General features: G+C 63.7%; 16 protein-coding genes. 2 read left to right on the top strand and 14 right to left on the bottom strand.

Annotated features, from left to right (window positions below; all coding sequences use genetic code 11):
• Positions 1-6 precede the first annotated feature (6 nt).
• Positions 7-1734, bottom strand: a complete 1728-nt coding sequence (locus GA829_RS28840; RefSeq protein WP_195175952.1) for an IlvD/Edd family dehydratase — start codon at positions 1732-1734, stop codon at positions 7-9.
• Positions 1731-2522 carry a FadR/GntR family transcriptional regulator gene (locus GA829_RS28835; RefSeq protein ID WP_195175951.1) on the bottom strand — a complete coding sequence of 264 codons (792 nt, stop codon included), beginning with the start codon at positions 2520-2522 and terminating at the stop codon, positions 1731-1733. Before GA829_RS28835 ends, GA829_RS28840 begins: the two co-directional genes overlap by 4 nt.
• Before the next feature lie 60 nt (positions 2523-2582).
• Here GA829_RS28835 and GA829_RS28830 point away from each other — a divergent pair, with 60 nt between their 5' ends.
• Positions 2583-3515: an aldose 1-epimerase gene (locus tag GA829_RS28830; RefSeq protein WP_195175950.1), complete on the top strand. Its 933-nt coding sequence runs from the start codon at positions 2583-2585 to the stop codon at positions 3513-3515.
• 3 nt (positions 3516-3518) lie between these two features.
• On the opposite strand, the gene GA829_RS28825 is transcribed toward GA829_RS28830, so the two are convergent.
• Genes GA829_RS28825 through GA829_RS28805 form a run of 5 tightly spaced genes read right to left on the bottom strand, consistent with a single transcriptional unit; the run spans position 3519 to position 8572 of the window.
• Complete coding sequence (locus GA829_RS28825; protein WP_195175949.1) at positions 3519-5180, bottom strand: alkaline phosphatase family protein; 1662 nt, start codon at positions 5178-5180, stop codon at positions 3519-3521.
• A 3-nt stretch (positions 5181-5183) separates the two neighbouring features.
• A complete protein-coding gene (locus GA829_RS28820; protein ID WP_195175948.1) occupies positions 5184-5957 on the bottom strand; it encodes an ABC transporter permease in 774 nt (257 codons plus the stop codon).
• A complete protein-coding gene (locus GA829_RS28815) occupies positions 5954-6748 on the bottom strand; it encodes an ABC transporter permease (RefSeq protein WP_195175947.1) in 795 nt (264 codons plus the stop codon). The genes GA829_RS28820 and GA829_RS28815 overlap by 4 nt, the downstream gene beginning before the upstream one ends.
• Positions 6745-7545, bottom strand: coding sequence for an ABC transporter ATP-binding protein (locus GA829_RS28810; protein ID WP_195175946.1), 801 nt, complete (start codon positions 7543-7545; stop codon positions 6745-6747). Before GA829_RS28810 ends, GA829_RS28815 begins: the two co-directional genes overlap by 4 nt.
• A 43-nt stretch (positions 7546-7588) precedes the next feature.
• Positions 7589-8572: an ABC transporter substrate-binding protein gene (locus GA829_RS28805; protein WP_195175945.1), complete on the bottom strand. Its 984-nt coding sequence runs from the start codon at positions 8570-8572 to the stop codon at positions 7589-7591.
• An 84-nt stretch (positions 8573-8656) separates the two neighbouring features.
• Between GA829_RS28805 and GA829_RS28800 the strand changes: the two genes are divergently transcribed.
• Positions 8657-9154: a MarR family winged helix-turn-helix transcriptional regulator gene (locus tag GA829_RS28800; RefSeq protein WP_195175944.1), complete on the top strand. Its 498-nt coding sequence runs from the start codon at positions 8657-8659 to the stop codon at positions 9152-9154.
• Positions 9155-9172: 18 nt separating this feature from the next.
• Here GA829_RS28800 and GA829_RS28795 read toward each other — a convergent pair whose 3' ends face one another.
• The 7 genes from GA829_RS28795 to GA829_RS28765 all read right to left on the bottom strand — a co-directional run bounded on the left by GA829_RS28795 (position 9173) and on the right by GA829_RS28765 (position 16207).
• Positions 9173-10618 carry an aldehyde dehydrogenase gene (locus GA829_RS28795; protein ID WP_195175943.1) on the bottom strand — a complete coding sequence of 482 codons (1446 nt, stop codon included), beginning with the start codon at positions 10616-10618 and terminating at the stop codon, positions 9173-9175.
• Between the two features lie 40 nt (positions 10619-10658).
• A complete protein-coding gene (locus GA829_RS28790; RefSeq protein WP_195179845.1) occupies positions 10659-11444 on the bottom strand; it encodes a coniferyl-alcohol dehydrogenase in 786 nt (261 codons plus the stop codon).
• A gap of 2 nt (positions 11445-11446) precedes the next feature.
• Positions 11447-12514 carry a branched-chain amino acid ABC transporter permease gene (locus GA829_RS28785; RefSeq protein WP_195175942.1) on the bottom strand — a complete coding sequence of 356 codons (1068 nt, stop codon included), beginning with the start codon at positions 12512-12514 and terminating at the stop codon, positions 11447-11449.
• The gene (locus tag GA829_RS28780) at positions 12511-13407 is read right to left on the bottom strand and encodes a branched-chain amino acid ABC transporter permease (RefSeq protein WP_195175941.1); all 897 of its coding nucleotides are present in this window, start codon (positions 13405-13407) and stop codon (positions 12511-12513) included. Before GA829_RS28780 ends, GA829_RS28785 begins: the two co-directional genes overlap by 4 nt.
• Positions 13404-14132 carry an ABC transporter ATP-binding protein gene (locus GA829_RS28775; RefSeq protein WP_195175940.1) on the bottom strand — a complete coding sequence of 243 codons (729 nt, stop codon included), beginning with the start codon at positions 14130-14132 and terminating at the stop codon, positions 13404-13406. The genes GA829_RS28780 and GA829_RS28775 overlap by 4 nt, the downstream gene beginning before the upstream one ends.
• The gene (locus tag GA829_RS28770; RefSeq protein ID WP_258052370.1) at positions 14129-14776 is read right to left on the bottom strand and encodes an ABC transporter ATP-binding protein; all 648 of its coding nucleotides are present in this window, start codon (positions 14774-14776) and stop codon (positions 14129-14131) included. The genes GA829_RS28775 and GA829_RS28770 overlap by 4 nt, the downstream gene beginning before the upstream one ends.
• A gap of 117 nt (positions 14777-14893) precedes the next feature.
• Positions 14894-16207: an ABC transporter substrate-binding protein gene (locus GA829_RS28765; protein ID WP_195175938.1), complete on the bottom strand. Its 1314-nt coding sequence runs from the start codon at positions 16205-16207 to the stop codon at positions 14894-14896.
• Positions 16208-16387: the final 180 nt, after the last annotated feature.

The raw sequence follows: 16387 nt of genomic DNA, 5'->3' as shown, positions 1-16387 counted from the left end.
GTCTCTCTAATGGGAATGCCGAGGGATGCCGGCATCGCGGCGACCAACGAGAAAGTCGAAATCGCAGCCTTTGTCCGCTTGCAGCACGCGCTCGACATAAAGGCTCTGGTAGCCGCCTTGAGGCGGTGTCGGCGGCTTCCAGTCACGCCGGCGGATCGCCAGCTCCTCATCCGAAACCAGAAGTTCGAGACGCCGGCCGGCGACATCGAGTTCGATCAGGTCGCCATCGCGCACCAGGGCGAGCACGCCGCCGGCAGCAGCCTCTGGCGCCACATGCAGAACAACGGTGCCGTAAGCGGTGCCGCTCATGCGTGCATCCGAAATGCGCACCATGTCGGACACGCCTTGCTTGAGCAGCTTCGCCGGCAGCGGCATGTTGCCGACCTCTGCCATCCCGGGATAGCCGCGCGGCCCGCAATTCTTGAGCACCATCACCGAGGATGCGTCGATATCCAGGTCCGGATCGTCGATGCGGGCGTAGTAGTGCTCGATGTTCTCGAAGACGACCGCCTTGCCGCGATGCTGCATCAGTTCGGGCGTTGCTGCTGAAGGTTTGATCACCGCGCCATTGGGCGCCAGATTGCCGCGCAGGATCGAGATGCCGCCTTCCTTGGTCAGCGGCTGGCTCAGCGGCCGGATGACCTCGCTGTTGTAGTTGGGCGCGCCGTCGACCAGTTCACCTATGGTCTTGTCGCTGACAGTCATGACGTCGCGATGAAGAAGCCCCACTTCATCAAGCGACGCCATGACCGCAGCTAGCCCCCCGGCGTAGTAGAAATCTTCCATCAGGAACCGGCCCGATGGCATCAGGTCGACGATGGTTGGAATGTCGCGGCCAAGCCGATCCCAGTCGTCCAGGCTGAGATCGACGCCGACCCGATTGGCGATGGCGATCAGATGCAGCACCGCATTGGTCGAGCCGCCGATCGCGCCGTTGACGCGGATGGCGTTTTCGAAGGCCTCCCTGGTGAGGATCTGTGCGATCGTCACGTCCCTGCGGACCAGGTCGACGATCTGGCGTCCGGCCATCTGGGCGAGAACGCCTCGGCGCGAGTCCACTGCCGGGATCGCTGCATTGTCCGGCATGCCGATGCCGAGCGCTTCCACCATGCTGGCCATGGTCGAGGCCGTGCCCATCGTCATGCAGCTGCCCGCCGACCGGCTCTGGCCCTGCTCGGCGGCGAGGAAATCGGCGACCGGCATGCGGCCAGCCTTCACTTCTTCGGCGAATTTCCAGACATGGGTGCCCGAACCGATATCCTTGCCACGGAACTTGCCATTCAGCATCGGCCCGCCGGAAACGGCGATGGTCGGCAGATTGCACGATGCCGCGCCCATCAGCAGCGCCGGCGTGGTCTTGTCGCAGCCGACCAGCAGGATGACGCCGTCGATCGGGTTGGCACGGATGGATTCCTCGACATCCATGCTCACCAGATTGCGGAACAGCATGGCGGTGGGGCGCATGTTGCTTTCGCCGAGCGACATGACAGGGAATTCGAGCGGCAGGCCGCCGGCCTCATAGACGCCGCGCTTGACGTGGTCGGCCAGTGCCCGCAGGTGCGCATTGCACGGCGTCAATTCGGACCAGGTGTTGCAGATGCCGATCACCGGGCGGCCGTCGAAAGCGTCGGCGGGGATGCCCTGGTTCTTCATCCAGCTGCGGTGCATGAAGGCATTCTTGCCTTCACCGCCGAACCAGGCTTCTGAACGCAGTTTGCGTTTTGTATCCGTCACGATGTCTGTTCCCGATCCTGGCGGCGCCGGTTGCGGTTTTCAACGCTGCGGCGCACGTCCTCCTCGGCATTGTCGATAAGCACGAGCAGCGCCTTTTGTGCGCCATCCGCATCGCCGGCCGCGATCTTTTCGGCCACTTCCCGATGCAGCGGCACAGAGTGGCGCTGCCCGTCCGGATTGTCGTTGGAGAGCCGAAAGCTCATCACCAAGGCGGTTTCGACCAGTGCCGCAAGCGAACCGATCAGCTCATTGCCGGTCATGCGCAGGATGGTCTGGTGGAACACTAGGTCGGGCTTGGCGAAGCGGTCACCATCATCGCTGAGCGCTTCCATTTCAGCCAGAGCGGCATTGATTTCGGCAATCTGAGCTGGCGTGGCACGCCGCGCCGCGAGTGCCGCCGACATGGGCTCGATGGCCCGGCGAAGTTCAAACAGCGCCCTGACATCCTCGGCATTGACGCCGCCGGCGTAGCGCCACGACAGGACGTCCGGGTCGAGGAAGTTCCAGTCGGAGCGGGGACGCACCCGGGTGCCGGTCTTGGGCCGCGACTCGACGAGCCCCTTGCCCGCCAGGACTTTTATCGCTTCGCGCAGCACCGTACGGCTCACTCCCAGCATCTCGCTGGAATCGTCGGCATTGGGCAGTGCCTCGCCGGGCAGGAAGTCGCCTTGCACGATACGCAACCCAATCTGTTCAACGACTGTCGCATGCAGCGCCGTGGAGCCGCTGAACACCGCAACCGGTGTCCTTGAGGTGCGCGCCGTGCTGAATGATTTTTTATTCTTCATACTATTCATATGATATGTCTTAATGGCATAGTGGATGAAGTCAAGGGGATGGCGGGGCGGATGATGGGGAATTCCACTGCTGGGGCAAAACACCTCGATGAAGACCTGATTTCGATCGGCGACGGCATTGCCACGGTCGAGATAGCGCCTGCTGCCGGCGGGGCGGTGGCGTCCTATCGCTGGCACGGCAACGGGCAAACCGTGGACTGGCTAAGACCAGCGGATAGCGGTGCGATCGCCAGCCGCGACGCCGGCGCCATGGGCTGCTTCCCGCTGGTTCCTTATTCCAATCGCATCAGGGGTGGGCGCTTCGAATTCGGAGACCGCGGCATCCGGCTGCCGACACGGCCCGACGATCCGCATCACGAACACGGCCACGGATGGCGCAAACCGTGGACAGTCGCGCGGCACGACGCCGGCACGGCGATCCTGCACTATCGCCATGCCGCCGATTCCTGGCCGTGGAGTTATGAGGCCGAACAAGCAATCTCGGTTGAGGACGGCAGGCTGAGCATTCGCCTGTCGCTGCGCAATCTCTCTGATACGCCGATGCCGGCGGGGTTTGGCCTTCATCCCTATTTCCCGTCGACACCGTGGACGCATATCCAGGCGAGCGTCACCGGCATGTGGGAAACCGATGCACAGGTCTTGCCGACCCGGCATGTCGTGCCACCGGCGGGCGCCAACCCGACCACCGGCTTTGATATTTCAGAGGCCGATTTCGATACGGCCTTCACCGGCTGGGCGCGCAACGCGCGGATTACCTGGCCGGAACACGGGCGGCAGCTTGATATGGAAGCTGAAGCGCCGCTCGATTTCCTCGTGCTCTACACGCCGCCCGGCGAGCCGTTCTTCTGCGCCGAGCCGGTCAGCAACATGACCGACGCGTTCAACCGCGTCGGCAACGGATACAACACCGGCTCCATCGTGCTCGCGCCAGGCGAGACCCGATCCGCCAGCGTCCGCTTCGTGCCCTCACTGATAACGGCGTAAGCGTCATTTCCCGGGTTGCTTTGACAGCCATTCGCGACGGGCCTCATGCTGTTCGGCAAGTTCTGCCTCGTCCCAATAGCCGATCAGCACGCCAGGGCCGATCAGCGGATCGAAATGCAGCATCTTGTCGTCGCTCTCCGTCAGCCATTCGTCCGGAACGGTGATGCGGTTGTTGGGTGCCGCAAGCCAGCGGAACAGCGCTTGCCGCAACCGCTCTATGTCGGCCGTTGCCGCTGCGTCCGTCCCGAGATCGCACAGCTCGTCCGGGTCATTGCGCAGGTCGAAGAAGATCGGCGCCAGCCCTTCGCCATGGATCAGTTTGAAGCTGCCGTCGGTGATCATGTAGAGCTTGCAGTCCGACACCGGCATGGCCAGCTTGAGCCGCGCGGCATCGCCGCCGTAGTCATATTCGCTCACCGCATGGCTGCGCCAGTTCTTGCGCTCTCCAGCCAGTAGGGGCGAGAGCGAGCGGCCTTCAAGAATGTGCGGCTTTGCCTTGCCGCCGAAGAAGTCGAGAAAGGTCGGCGCGAGATCGATCATTTCCACCAGCGCGTCGGATGTCGTTCCGCGCGTCACGTCGGCCTGCGGGCGCGGATCGTAGACGATCATCGGCACCTTGGCGGCGACGTCATGGAACATGTATTTTTCACCCAGCCAATGATCGCCGAGGTAATCGCCATGGTCCGAGGTGAACACGATCATCGTGCTGTTGAACAGGCCGCGCTCTTCCAGGAAGTCGAACAGGGTGCCGAGATGGTCGTCGATCTGCTTGATCAGCCCCATGTAGCAGGGGATGACGGTGTCGCGGACCGCGTCGCGGGAGAAGTTTCTGGAGTAGCGCTCCTGCTGGAAAGCTTCGAAGATCGGATTGGGTGAGAGGCGTTCGGCCTCGCTGCGCACCGGCGGCTGGACGTCCGCCTTGCCGTACATGTCGTGATAGGGCGCCGGCACGATGTAGGGCCAGTGCGGTTTGATATAGGAAAGATGCGCGCACCAGGCTTCGCCCTTGGCCTCGGCCTCTTCGATGAAGCGCATGGCGCGGCGCGTCATGTAGGGTGTTTCGGAATGCTCGTCGGGAATGCGTGCCGGCTTGTCCGAGTGAACGAGCAGCCAGCCGTTGAAATTCTCGCCGTTCTCGCCTTCGCCTGAATTGGCCCAGTGCTCCCATGGGTTGTCGGCGTCGAAGCCATGCTGGCGCAGGTAGGTATCGTAGGCCGGGTCAGGGTCGTAGCCGGACGAGGGGTGAAGCCCGTCATCGCGCTCGAAAGGCTCGAAACCGCATTCGGCGACACGCACACCGATGATCGACGTCTTGTCGATGCCGAGGCGTTCCATGCCTTTCTCATCGGCCGCCATATGGGTCTTGCCGATCAGTGCGGATCGCACACCGACCTCCCGCAGATGGTCGCCAAGCGTCGGTTCGCCGACCCGCAGCGGCACGCCGTTTTGCGTCGATCCGTGTGACCGGACATAGCGGCCTGTATAGGCGCTCATCCGCGAGGGCCCGCACACGGTTGACTGCACATAGGCGTTGGTGAAGCGCACGCCTCGGCTGGCCAGCCGGTCGATGTTCGGCGTCTTTAGGCTCTTGTGTCCGGCGCAACTCAGATAGTCGAAGCGCAGTTGGTCGCACATGATGAAAAGGACATTGCGGCGGTCTGTCATCGTCTACCCGTCATTGTGGCTCTCGGACGACCGGTAATGCCAGAACAGCCAGCGCTTCTCCAACTGGAAGACAAGGCTGTTGATGATCAGGCCGATGACCGAGATGAAGGCGATCGCGGCGAGACCGCCAGCGATCTGGAAATTTTCCTGCTGGCGCTGGATGACAACGCCGATGCCATTGGTGGCAAGCAGCATTTCAGAGGTGACGCTGACCAGCAGCGCCGATGCGATGGCAAGCCGCATACCGGTGGCAATCATCGGCAGCGAGGCCGGCAGATCGATATGCAGCATGGTCTCGAAGCGGCTCAAGCGCAGCGACCGCGCCACCTGGTTCGCCATCAGATGCAGGGTCTTCGAGGCCTCATAGGTGTTCATGATCAGCGGCACAGCGGCAGCGTAGGCGATGATGACGATCTTGGCGATGTCGCCGGTGCCGGCAAAGAGCATGACGATCGGTACCACCGCTGGCGGCGGCAACGTCGCCAGCATGTCCATCATCGGCTCGACCAGCCGCCCGACGGTCTTCAGGCGGCCGAGCAGGATGCCGAGCGGTATCATCAGCACCGCCGCGACCACGAAGCCGGCAAGGGCGCGCATCAGCGTGTAGCCGATCTGACCGACGATCATCGGGTACAGCTTCCAGATCGACAGGGCGACTTGCCATGGGCCGGGAAAAAGCGGTGTCGCGGCGCGCCAGGCCAGGGCCTGCCACGCAAGCAGGATTGCCAAGGGGACAATCAGTCCCGAGGCCGTCTCGTTGAGGCGGCTGCTCTTCATGCCGGCTGCTCGATCATGCGCATATGCCAGCCGGTGAATTGCCAGCGCAACAGCTTGATCAGCCCGTTCATGACCAGCCCGTTTGCCGCGCAGACGAACATCAGCGCGTAGACCTCCGGAATGCGGATCGCGAAGGCCTTGCGGATCAAGAGGAAACCGAGCCCGTCATGACCGGCCAGCATTTCCGCGACAACCACGGCGATGAGGCTGATGGTCGAGGCATAGCGGATGCCGGCGAAAATCTCCGGCAGCGCGGCAGGCAGTTTGATCCGCCACAGGATCTGCCATCGGCTCAGTGCCATCATCTGGCCGCTGCGGATCTGCTCCTGCGAGACGCTCGCCAGTGCCGCCACGCCATTGAAGTAGGGTGGCCAGACCGTCACCAGGATGATGATGAAGGCATAGAGCTTGGGGCCAAGACCCAGCATGAAAACGGCCATCGGCACCAGGGCCGCGGGCGGGATGGGCTGGATGAGCGCGGCGACAGGAGCAAAGCCTCGGCGGAATACGGGCAACAGGTCACTGAGGACAGCCAGCGCTATGCCGAGGATCGATGCGCCCGCCAACCCGGTCAAAGCCCGCGACAGGGTTTTCAACTCGGCGCCAGGCAATTCACTTGATGTCAGCATGCTCCAGAAGCCGCCAGCGATGGCCGGGATGCCTGGGAAATATTTCGGCGGCACCAAGCCGGAACTCGCGACAAGCTGCCAGACGGCGGCGATCACCAGAAAGGAAATGACCGCGCCCATGCGAAGCAAGGCATCATAGGATTTGACGCCGTCGATCGTCATGCGGCGGCGTCTGCCGGCGCGGCCGCACGAAAATTGCGGATGCTGGTCATCACGTCGTGACGGGCTTTCAAGAAGACGGGGTTTTCGCGGGTCGCGATCTGGTCGCGTTTCTTGCCGAGGTCGACCGTGATTTCGTGATCGACCGTTGTCGGGCGCCGCGTCAGCACCACGACGCGGTCAGCCATGTAGACGGCCTCGTCGACATCATGGGTGACAAGCAGGCAGGTCTGTTGAAAGCGGATGGCGATATCGAGCAGCAGGTCCTGCATGTCGGCCCGGGTCTGCGCGTCGACAGCGGCCAAAGGCTCGTCCAGCAACAAGAGCTCGCTTTGCGAGGCCAGCGCCCGCGCGATGGCGACACGCTGCTGCATGCCGCCGGAAAGCTGCCACGGATATTTGTCGCCAAAGCCGGTGAGGCCGACGGCCTCGAGAATCTCCTGTGCCTTGCCGCGCTTGTCGGCGGCGGACAGGCCGTTGATGCGCGCCGTGCCGAACGCGACATTGTCGCGGTTGTTCTTCCAAGGAAACAGCGAGCGCGAATAGTCCTGGAAGACCACCGCTACGCCCTTGGGCGGTGCGGTGACCAACTGGCCTTTCAGGCTGACGCTTCCCGACGTGACGGAATGCAGGCCGGCAATCGCGAACAGCAAGGTGGTCTTGCCGCAGCCGGATGGTCCGACCACCGAGACGAATTCGCCTCGGCGGACCTCGAAGGAAATGCCGCCGAGAACCTGAACCGCGTCAGCGCCGCGACCGTAGGACTTTGTCAGCCCGTCGACTTTCAACACAACGTCCATCGGTCCTCCCGCCGGCCGTACTTACCCGCATGCGACGATAGCCTCACGGCGCCATGTTGGCGACGAAGTCTTTGGCGGCGATGTCCTGCGTCTGCATGCCGGCCCGCTTCATGGCGTCGAGCAGTATCTGGACATCGGCTTCAGTGACGGTGAGTTCCGGTTTGACGATCGGCAGGTTGAAGTCCTTGGCCGCTTCCGGCGTCAGCTGGAGAAACTCCACCGCCGCCGCTTCGAGTTCCGCACGGTTGGCCAAAAGCGCGTTGCGGGTTTCGAAAATCACCTTGCCGAAGGCCTTGATGCTGCTGGCATTGGCGGCGATGTAGTCGTCGCCGGCGAAGATCACATCGTTGAGCGTCGGCTTGCTCTCGTCCGCCAGCACGCCCGACGCCACGATCTGGGCCCCGATGGCCGTGTTCTTCGACATCGAAGCAAAGAACGGATTGACGGTGCAGGTCGCATCGATGGCGCCTTGCTCCAATGCAGCTTCCTGTTGCGGGAAGGGCAAGATGACAACCTGAACATCGTCCATGCTCAAGCCGGCCTTGGCCATGTGGTCGCGCCATGCCAGTTCGCAAAGCGAGCCGTTGGCGTTGAAGGCAATCTTCTTGCCCTTGAGGCCCGCAAGGTCCTTGGCGCCGGAAGCCTTGGATGCCACGAGCCATAGAAATTTCTTGTCGGGATCGACCTCATGGCCGAGCGCCAGGACCATCTTGACCATGACGCCGTTGAGGCGGGCATTGATCGGCGGCACGGGCGCCGCGTAGCCGACATCCGCCGAGCCAGAAGCAATGGCCGCGACGACCGCAGGGCCGCCTTGCACTTCGGTGAGTTCGACATCAAGGCCCGCGGCCTGGAAAGCGCCGTTCTTCTGGGCGACGAAGATTGGCAGGTCGGAATCGGCGAGAAGATAGGCAAATCGCAGTTTGGTGTTTTCCGCCGCCGCGCCATCAGCCCAGGCCAGCAGCGCGAGGCTGGAGAGGAGGGCGGCAACGCCGAGGCCCAGACGACGTTTCAAAACCTTTAGCATCTCAGTCTCCTCCAACCTGTGGCTTGCCCGGATGCTCTTTTCGTGGCACCCCATTGTTTGACACTATCAAGGAATTGCCTGACAATGTCAACCAATATGACGTCACCCTACCGCGATGCTCTGAACCCGACACCACCGCCCTGGGAGAGCCCACACGACATTCGCGATCTGTTTTCGTATCGCCTCGCCTTGCTGACGCGGGTGAACGACCGGCAGGCACAGAATGTCCTGGTCAGCACCTATGGCATCACGCTTGGCGAATGGCGGACGCTGGCTGTGGTGAAATATCTCGGGCAGCCCTCGGTTCGCGCCGTGGCCCGCGCCACGCAGCAGGACGAGGGGCAGCTCAGCCGCTATGTCAGCGGGCTGATCGAGCGTGGCCTTCTGGTCAAGGCGGTCAGCAGCGAGGATCGCCGCGTCAACGATCTGGCGCTGACGGGGGAGGGCGAAAAGCTCTACGCCGAGGTGATGGAATTCGCCTGGAACCTCAATCGGGAGATGTTCGTCGACCTGTCGCGTGACGAGCAGCAACAATTGGTCGGGCTGCTCGACAAGCTGTTCAGGGCGTTGACAAAGGAGTGACGCTCCCGGTGCTGGCCGTCAGAACGGATAATGCTGGTTCGGGTCCTCGATCGTCACCCAGCGCAGGTCGGTGAACTCGGCGATCGATGCCTTGCCGCCGAAGCGGCCATAGCCCGAACCCTTGACGCCGCCGAACGGCATCTGTGCCTCGTCGCCAACCGTCGGGCCGTTGATGTGACAGATGCCGGCCTCGATGCGGGCGGCAACCGCCATGGCGCGCTTGATATCGCGGCTGAAGACAGCCGAGGACAAACCATACTCGGTGTCATTAGCGACCCGCACCGCCTCATCCTCGCCTTTCACCCGGATCACCGGCTTGACCGGCCCGAAGGACTCTTCCGCGTAGACGCGCATTGCCGGCGTGACGTGGTCTAGCAATGTCGCTTCCACCACGGTGCCGGTGCGCTTGCCGCCGGCCACCAGCTTGGCACCCTTGGCGACGGCATCGGCGATGAGTTCCTCCATCTTGTCAGCGGCCTGGCTGCTGATCAGCGAGCCCAGCACGACATCGCCGCGCGGGTCGCCCGCCGGCAGTTGCGAGGCGCGGGCAGCGAGCTTGGCAACGAATGCGTCGGCGACCGTCTCATCGACGATCAGCCGCTCGGTCGACATGCAGATCTGACCCTGATGCATGAAAGCGCCGAACGTCGCGGCGTTCACTGCCGCATCGATATCCGCATCGTCCAGCACCAAAAGCGGCGCCTTGCCGCCAAGCTCGAGCAAGGCCGGCTTCAGATGCCGGCCGGCGAGTTCGGCGATGATCCGGCCAACCTTGGTGGAGCCGGTGAAGTTGACGCGCTTGACCGCCGGATGCGCAACCAGCGCCTCGACAATATCGGCGGCGTCCCTAGGATCATTGGTGACGACATTGATGACGCCCTTGGGCAGGCCGGCCTCGACCAGCACCTGGCCAATCAGCCGGTGCGTGCCGGGGCACAGTTCGGAGGCCTTCAGCACCACCGTGTTGCCGCAAGCGATCGCCATGGCCACGGCGCGGGTGCCGAGAATGACCGGAGCATTCCACGGCGCGATGCCGAGGCACACGCCTGCCGGCTGGCGGATCGCCATGGCGATCGTGCCCGGCTTGTCCGACGGAATGATTTCGCCCGAGATCTGCGTCGTCATCGCGCCGGCCTCGCGCAGCATGTTGGCCGCCAGCATGACGTTGAAGCCGGCCCACGGGCCGGTCGCCCCGGTCTCCTCCATCATCAGCTTGGTGAATTCGCCGACCTTCGAAGCCATGACGTCCGCGGCTTTCAGCAGCAAGGCTCGGCGTTCGCCCGGACCTGTCTTGGACCAGGCCTGAAACGCCGCCGCCGCCGCTTCCACGGCGGCATTGGCATCGGCGACGCTGGCCGCGGCGGCGCGTGTTGCCAGCTTGCCGGTGAACGGATCCATGCGTTCGAAGGCAGCAGCGCCCGATGCGTCCCTTTTGTCGCCGTCGATCAAAAGCCCAATGTCCATGACTGTCTCCCTCGCTCCCCACGGAGCGCCTTCAAATACGTTAGAAGCCGAGCACTTCGGCGTTGATCGATGCCTCAAGGCCACCGTCGACCGGCACATTGGCGCCATTGACCCAGCGTGCGCCATCCGAGCACAGGAACAGCACAACCGGCGCGATGTCACCCGATGTGCCGGCGCGGCCGACACGGGCAATATCGCTGTCGACGCGGGCGTCGCCCAGCACGGTGCGGAACTGTTTGAGGATCGGTGTTTCGACCGGGCCTGGGCTCACCGCATTGACGCGGATGCCACGGCTCTTGAACAGCTCCTGGTGAGCGGCACGCAAGGTCCACAGCAACAGCAATTCCTTCGAGACCGGGTAGCCTTCCTCATTCTTCACCTCGTGGTCGGCGACCACCTTGGCGACATCGGGAAAGCCTTCGATACCGGCCATCGAGGCGGCACGGTTGAGATTGGCGCGCCAGCCATAGCCGGCGATCGAGGCGACATTGACGATGGCGCCGCCCTCGCGAAGTTTTGGCGCGACCGCCTCGGACAACGCGCGCAGGCCGAAGAAGTTGACGGCAAGCGTCGACACGGCACCCGTGTTGCCCGACAGCCCGGCGACGTTGCAAAGCGCGTCGATGCGTGGCGGCAAGCGCGCCACGAGATCGTCGACGCCGGCCTTGGACGAGATGTCGGCCTTGATGAAATTGCCTTGGTGTCCAACCGGTTCGCGGACATCGGCGCCGATCACGTCGGCACCGAGCTGGCCCGCCAGTTCCGCCGTGCGGGCGCCGATGCCGGAGGCGACACCGGTGATGAGGATCGTCTTGCCAAACAGCATGGTCATGCCTTCTCGCGGTGGGGTGTCGTTTGCTCTGGTTGTGCGTCTTCGCCTGATGGAGCCGACACGTTCGGAGCAAGCCGCACGCGATAGCCGACGGGCAGCAGGCGCAGGCCGAAACGCTCCTCGACCGTCCCCCACAGGCCACGCGGCAGGAACAGCGAGAACAGCACGGCGGTGGCGCCGAGCCCGATCAGGTACCAGACGCCGGTGCCGCCAAACCATGTCTCGATAAGAAAGAACAGCAGCGCGCCAAGAATGGCGCCCTCGAAAGTGCCGATGCCGCCGACCAGTACCATGAAGATCATGTAGGCGGTCCACTGCACGTTGAAATAGGTTTTCGGCTGGAAGGTGATGGAGGTTGCCAGCCACAGCGCGCCGGCAATGCCGATGCCGAAGGCAGCCAGCACAAACAGCAGCCGCTTGGTGCCGGTGACGCGCACGCCGACCGAGGCTGCCGCATCCTCATTGTCGCGGATGGCGCGGATCGCCGCACCCGTGCTGCCGCGCAGCAGGCCGAACAGGATGGCGAGCAGGGCGGTCATCGAGGCCAGTGCCAGCCAGTAGATCGTCGCCCGTCTTGCACCTGCATCATAGACGTTGAGGGAGATCAGCGAGGTGCCGGTTTCGCCTTGCACCAGGCGGTCGAGATTGACCAAGAGATGCGTCAGCGCCGCGATCACCCACATGCCGATGGCGAACTCGCCATTCCTGAGCCGCAGCATGAAAAAGGAAAGCGGCACCGACACGACGCCGACGACTATGCCGGAGGCGAACAGCGCCGCGAACGGATTGAGACCAGCATCGGCGAGGCGGATGGTGAAATAGGCGCCGAGCCCGAAGAACACCTGCTGGCCGACCGAGACCAGTCCGCCGAAGCCGGCGAGCGCATTCCACATCGCGGCCAGGATCACATAGATGAACAACGCCGTCATCCGGTCGACCGCGCCGGCCGAGAGGAATTGCGGCGCGATAGCGAGCAGCGCGATGATGACCGCGACGGCGAGAGCGGCAATGCGAGAGGTTGCGGTGCCGCGTTCGATGACTGGCGACGTCGAGACAATGCTCATGGCGCGCTCCTGGGAGCCAGGCGCAGCAGGCCACGCAGGCCAAGGCCGGATGTCGAGAGCCGCACGAAAAGCACCAGCAGGAACACCACATGGCCGCCGATGAGAAAGCCTTGCGGATGCACTTGCGCGCCGAGCGTCTGGGCGAGCGCCAGCACGATGCCGCCGAGCAGCGTTCCCCACAGCGACCCGGCGCCGCCGATGACGGCTGCTTCGAACGCGAACAGCAGTTGCGGCGCGCCGGCATAGGGATCGAAGGTCGCGCGCATGCCGAGAAACGCACCGGCGATACCGACGGTCACCATGGCAATGGCGGCGGCAATGGCATTGGCGCGGCGTGCATCGACGCCGACCAGCCCAGCGGTATCAGGGTCCTCCGAGGTGGCGCGGATCGAGCGGCCAAGCTGAGTGCGGGTCAGGAACAGCTGCAGTCCGCCCAGCAGGATGACGGCGGTGGCAAACATGATCACCGCCAGCTTGCCGACATAGATGCTGCCCGGCCATTCCCAGGAATCATAGGAAAGGCTGCCGATGAAGGGCGCTAGCGAGCGGGTGTTGGCGCCGAACTGCTGGAAGAGCAGATTGTCGATGACAATGGCCAGGCCGAATGTGGTCAGGATCGGCAGCAATGCGCCGCCGCGCGCGCTGCGCTCGAGCAGGAAGCGCTGCAATGCCCAGCCGATCGCCGCCATCAGCGGCAGCACGATGAGCAGGCCGAGGAACGGCGAGATGTGGAAGCGCGAGGCCAGCAGCCACAGCGCGAAGGCAGCGAACACGGCCAGGCTGCCATGCGCGAGATTGATGATGCGCATCACTGAAAACATGAACGACAGGCCGCAGGCAATCAGCGCGTAGTAGCCGCCGAGCAGCACGCCCTGGATGATCTGGTTGCTCATGCGGGAACGCTCGCCGCGCTTTTCTTGTGCAGGCCGAAATATGCCTTGGTCACGTCGTCGCGCGAAACATCTCGCGATGACCCCTCAAGCGCCACACTGCCTTCCAGCATGCAGATGACCTTGTTGGAGACCGACAGCGCACGGTTGAGGTCCTGCTCGACCAGGATGATGGTCGTGCCGGAAGCGATCAGTCCTTGCAGCGAGGCATAGACGCGGTCGACGATGAGAGGCGACAGGCCAAGCGAGACCTCGTCCAGCAACAGCACCTCAGGATTGCTCATCAGCGCCCGGCCGATCGCCGTCGCCTGCTGTTCGCCGCCGGAGAGATGCCCGGTCCTTGAGCGGCGGCGGGCCTTCAGGTTCGGGAACATCTCCAGCACCTTGTCGACGCTCCAGTCGCCGGGACGGCCGGCGGTCTTGCCGAGCAGAAGGTTCTCCTCGACCGTCATCTGCACGAACAGCTTTCGCCCTTCAGGCACCAGCGCGACACCCATGCCGACGCGTTTGTGAGACGGCACGCCGGTGATATCGGTGCCGCCCAGAAGAACACGGCCAGCTGACGGCTGGTGCGCGCCGGCGATTGCCCGCAGCAGTGTCGTCTTGCCGGCGCCATTGGCGCCGACCAGCGCCAGCGTTTCGCCGCGTTCGATGCTGAAGCTGACGCCGCGCACCGCCTGCAACAGGCCGTGCCGGACAACGAGGTTCTCGACCGCCAGGATGCTCATTTGGGGCCTCCGCCGAGATAGGCGCTGATCACTTGCGGATCGGCCATCACCGCCTGTGGCTCGCCATCGGCGATGATCTTGCCGGCATCCATGCAGATCAGGCGCTCGGCCACCTGCAGCAGAATATGGACGATGTGCTCGATCCAGACGATACCGATCTTGCGGCGGCGCAATTCCTTGATCGTGTCGACGAGTTCGCCGGCTTCGCCATCGGTCAGTCCACCGCCGATTTCGTCCAGCAGCAGCAGCGTCGGCCGTGCCGCCAGCGCCCGCGCCAGTTCCAGCCGCTTGCGGTCGAGCAGCCCCAGCGTTTCGGCGCGCCGGTTGGCGACGCCCAGCATGCCGCATAGTTTGAGCGAGGCAAGCGCTTCCTCATAGGCTTCGTCGCGGCCGAGGCCCGCGCCGTGCGATGCCGCGACGAAGACATTCTCGAAGGTGGTCATGCCGCTGAAGGGTTTCGGCACCTGATGCGTGCGCACCAGTCCGAGCCGGCAGCGTTGCGTCGCCGGCAAGGGTGTCACGTCACTGCCCTTGAAGCTGACCGTGCCGGTGCTTGGCGGAAACGCGCCGGCAAGCACGCTGAGCAGCGTCGTCTTGCCGGCCCCGTTCGGGCCGACGATGCCGACAGCCTCGTCCTGCGCCATGGCGAAATCGATATTGTCCAGCACCACAAGCGCGCCGAAGCGCTTGTGGATGCCGGCGGCAGTGAGGATCGCCTGTTGTTGCGGATGGGTCACGAAGCGATCCTCGTCAGCGGTCCATCAGCCGTTGTAAGGCAGAAGCTTGGCTTCGACAGGCACTTTCGGGTCGGTGGCGTTTTCGGTCACGACATAGTCGAGCGGGAACTTGCTGCCTTCCTTGGCGGCCACCCACTGCGTGCCGATGATCGGGCCCGGCGATACATTGGGCACCGGGCCGTTGGTGAAATCGACCTTGCCGATCATGGTCTCGGTCTTGAGCGTGCTCAGTGCCTTGGCCACCGCCGCCTTGTCCTTGGCGTCTGTGCTCGCCTTCAGCGCTTCGAAGCCGGCGTCGAGCAGCGACATCGACGCGCCAAGCTGCTGCGTCCACTGCTTGCCGCTCGCCGCTTCGTAGCCATCGGCCAGTTCGGTTCCCGAAACACCGGTCAACGGCGACTTGTAAGGGAAGGCCTTGTGCCAGTAGGCGGCGCTTGAAATCTTCGCGCCGAGTTCGCCCAACGCCTCGATGTCGGATGGGAACAGGCCGGTCTTGGCAACCTGGCAGATCTTGATCTGCTTGATCAGGCCCTGCTGCGCCGCCTGCCGCCAGAAGGCCGCGAAATCCGGCGGGATCGGGAAGGAGTTGAAGATCTCGACGCCTTCCTGCTTGAACAGCGCGATCTGCGAGGAATAGTCGGTGGTCCCGGTCTCATAGGCGCCGGGATCGACAATGGTGAAACCTTGCTTGGCCAGCAGCGGCGCGAGATGCGCGCGGATGGCGTTCCCGTCGGCGTCGTTGGGATACATGACGCCGACCTTCTTGTTGGTCTCGATCAGGTTCCATTGCGAGATATAGGCCTTGAAGAATTCCTCGACGCCGAAGCCGAAATGATAGGTCCACTTGAACGGCGAGGGTGCGCCGGGCTTGGCGCCACGGCCGAAATACCAGGCTTCCCAGGGCATGACGGTGGAGAGACAAGGCACGCCGGCCGCCTCGCAGGCGTCGGCGACAGGATTGATCACCTCCGGCGTGGATACGGCCAGCATCAGGTCGACGGCCTGGTTGTTGATCAGGTCCTTGGCCAGCTGGCCGGCACGCGACGGGTCGGACTGCGTGTCCTGATCGAGGATCTCGACGCTGTATTTCTTGCCGCCAAGCTCGATGCCGCTGGCCAATGCCTTGCGGGCGAGGTCGAGCACGTAGCCGTCCGTCTCGCCGAAGCCGCCGAGCGGCCCTGTGCGCGGGCTGATGAAGCCGACCTTGAGCGTGTTGTCGGCCGCGAAGGCCTTGCGGCCGCCGAGGGCAAGTGCGGCGCCACCGGCAAGCGACGTGGCCATGAACTGACGCCGCGAGACGCCGCGAATGATGGATTTGCTTTCGATGCCGTGGGTCATGTGTTCCTCCCTCTTTGGCAGCGCCACAAGGCAACCGCCGGTTCGTTCAATGCCTGTGCCGCTGCGGCGCCGTTGGCGACGAGTGGCACGATTTTCGATCCTCCATAAGCACAGTGCACTAGGCGTTTGGTTCGGTAAAATGATATTTTGCGGTGTTTCATTAACCCATGGGTTAGGAAA

It is taken from the genome of Mesorhizobium sp. INR15, from assembly GCF_015500075.1.
Lineage (GTDB): Bacteria > Pseudomonadota > Alphaproteobacteria > Rhizobiales > Rhizobiaceae > Mesorhizobium.
Note: the sequence above shows the minus strand (reverse complement) of the source record. Positions and strands in the feature narration are given on the sequence as shown.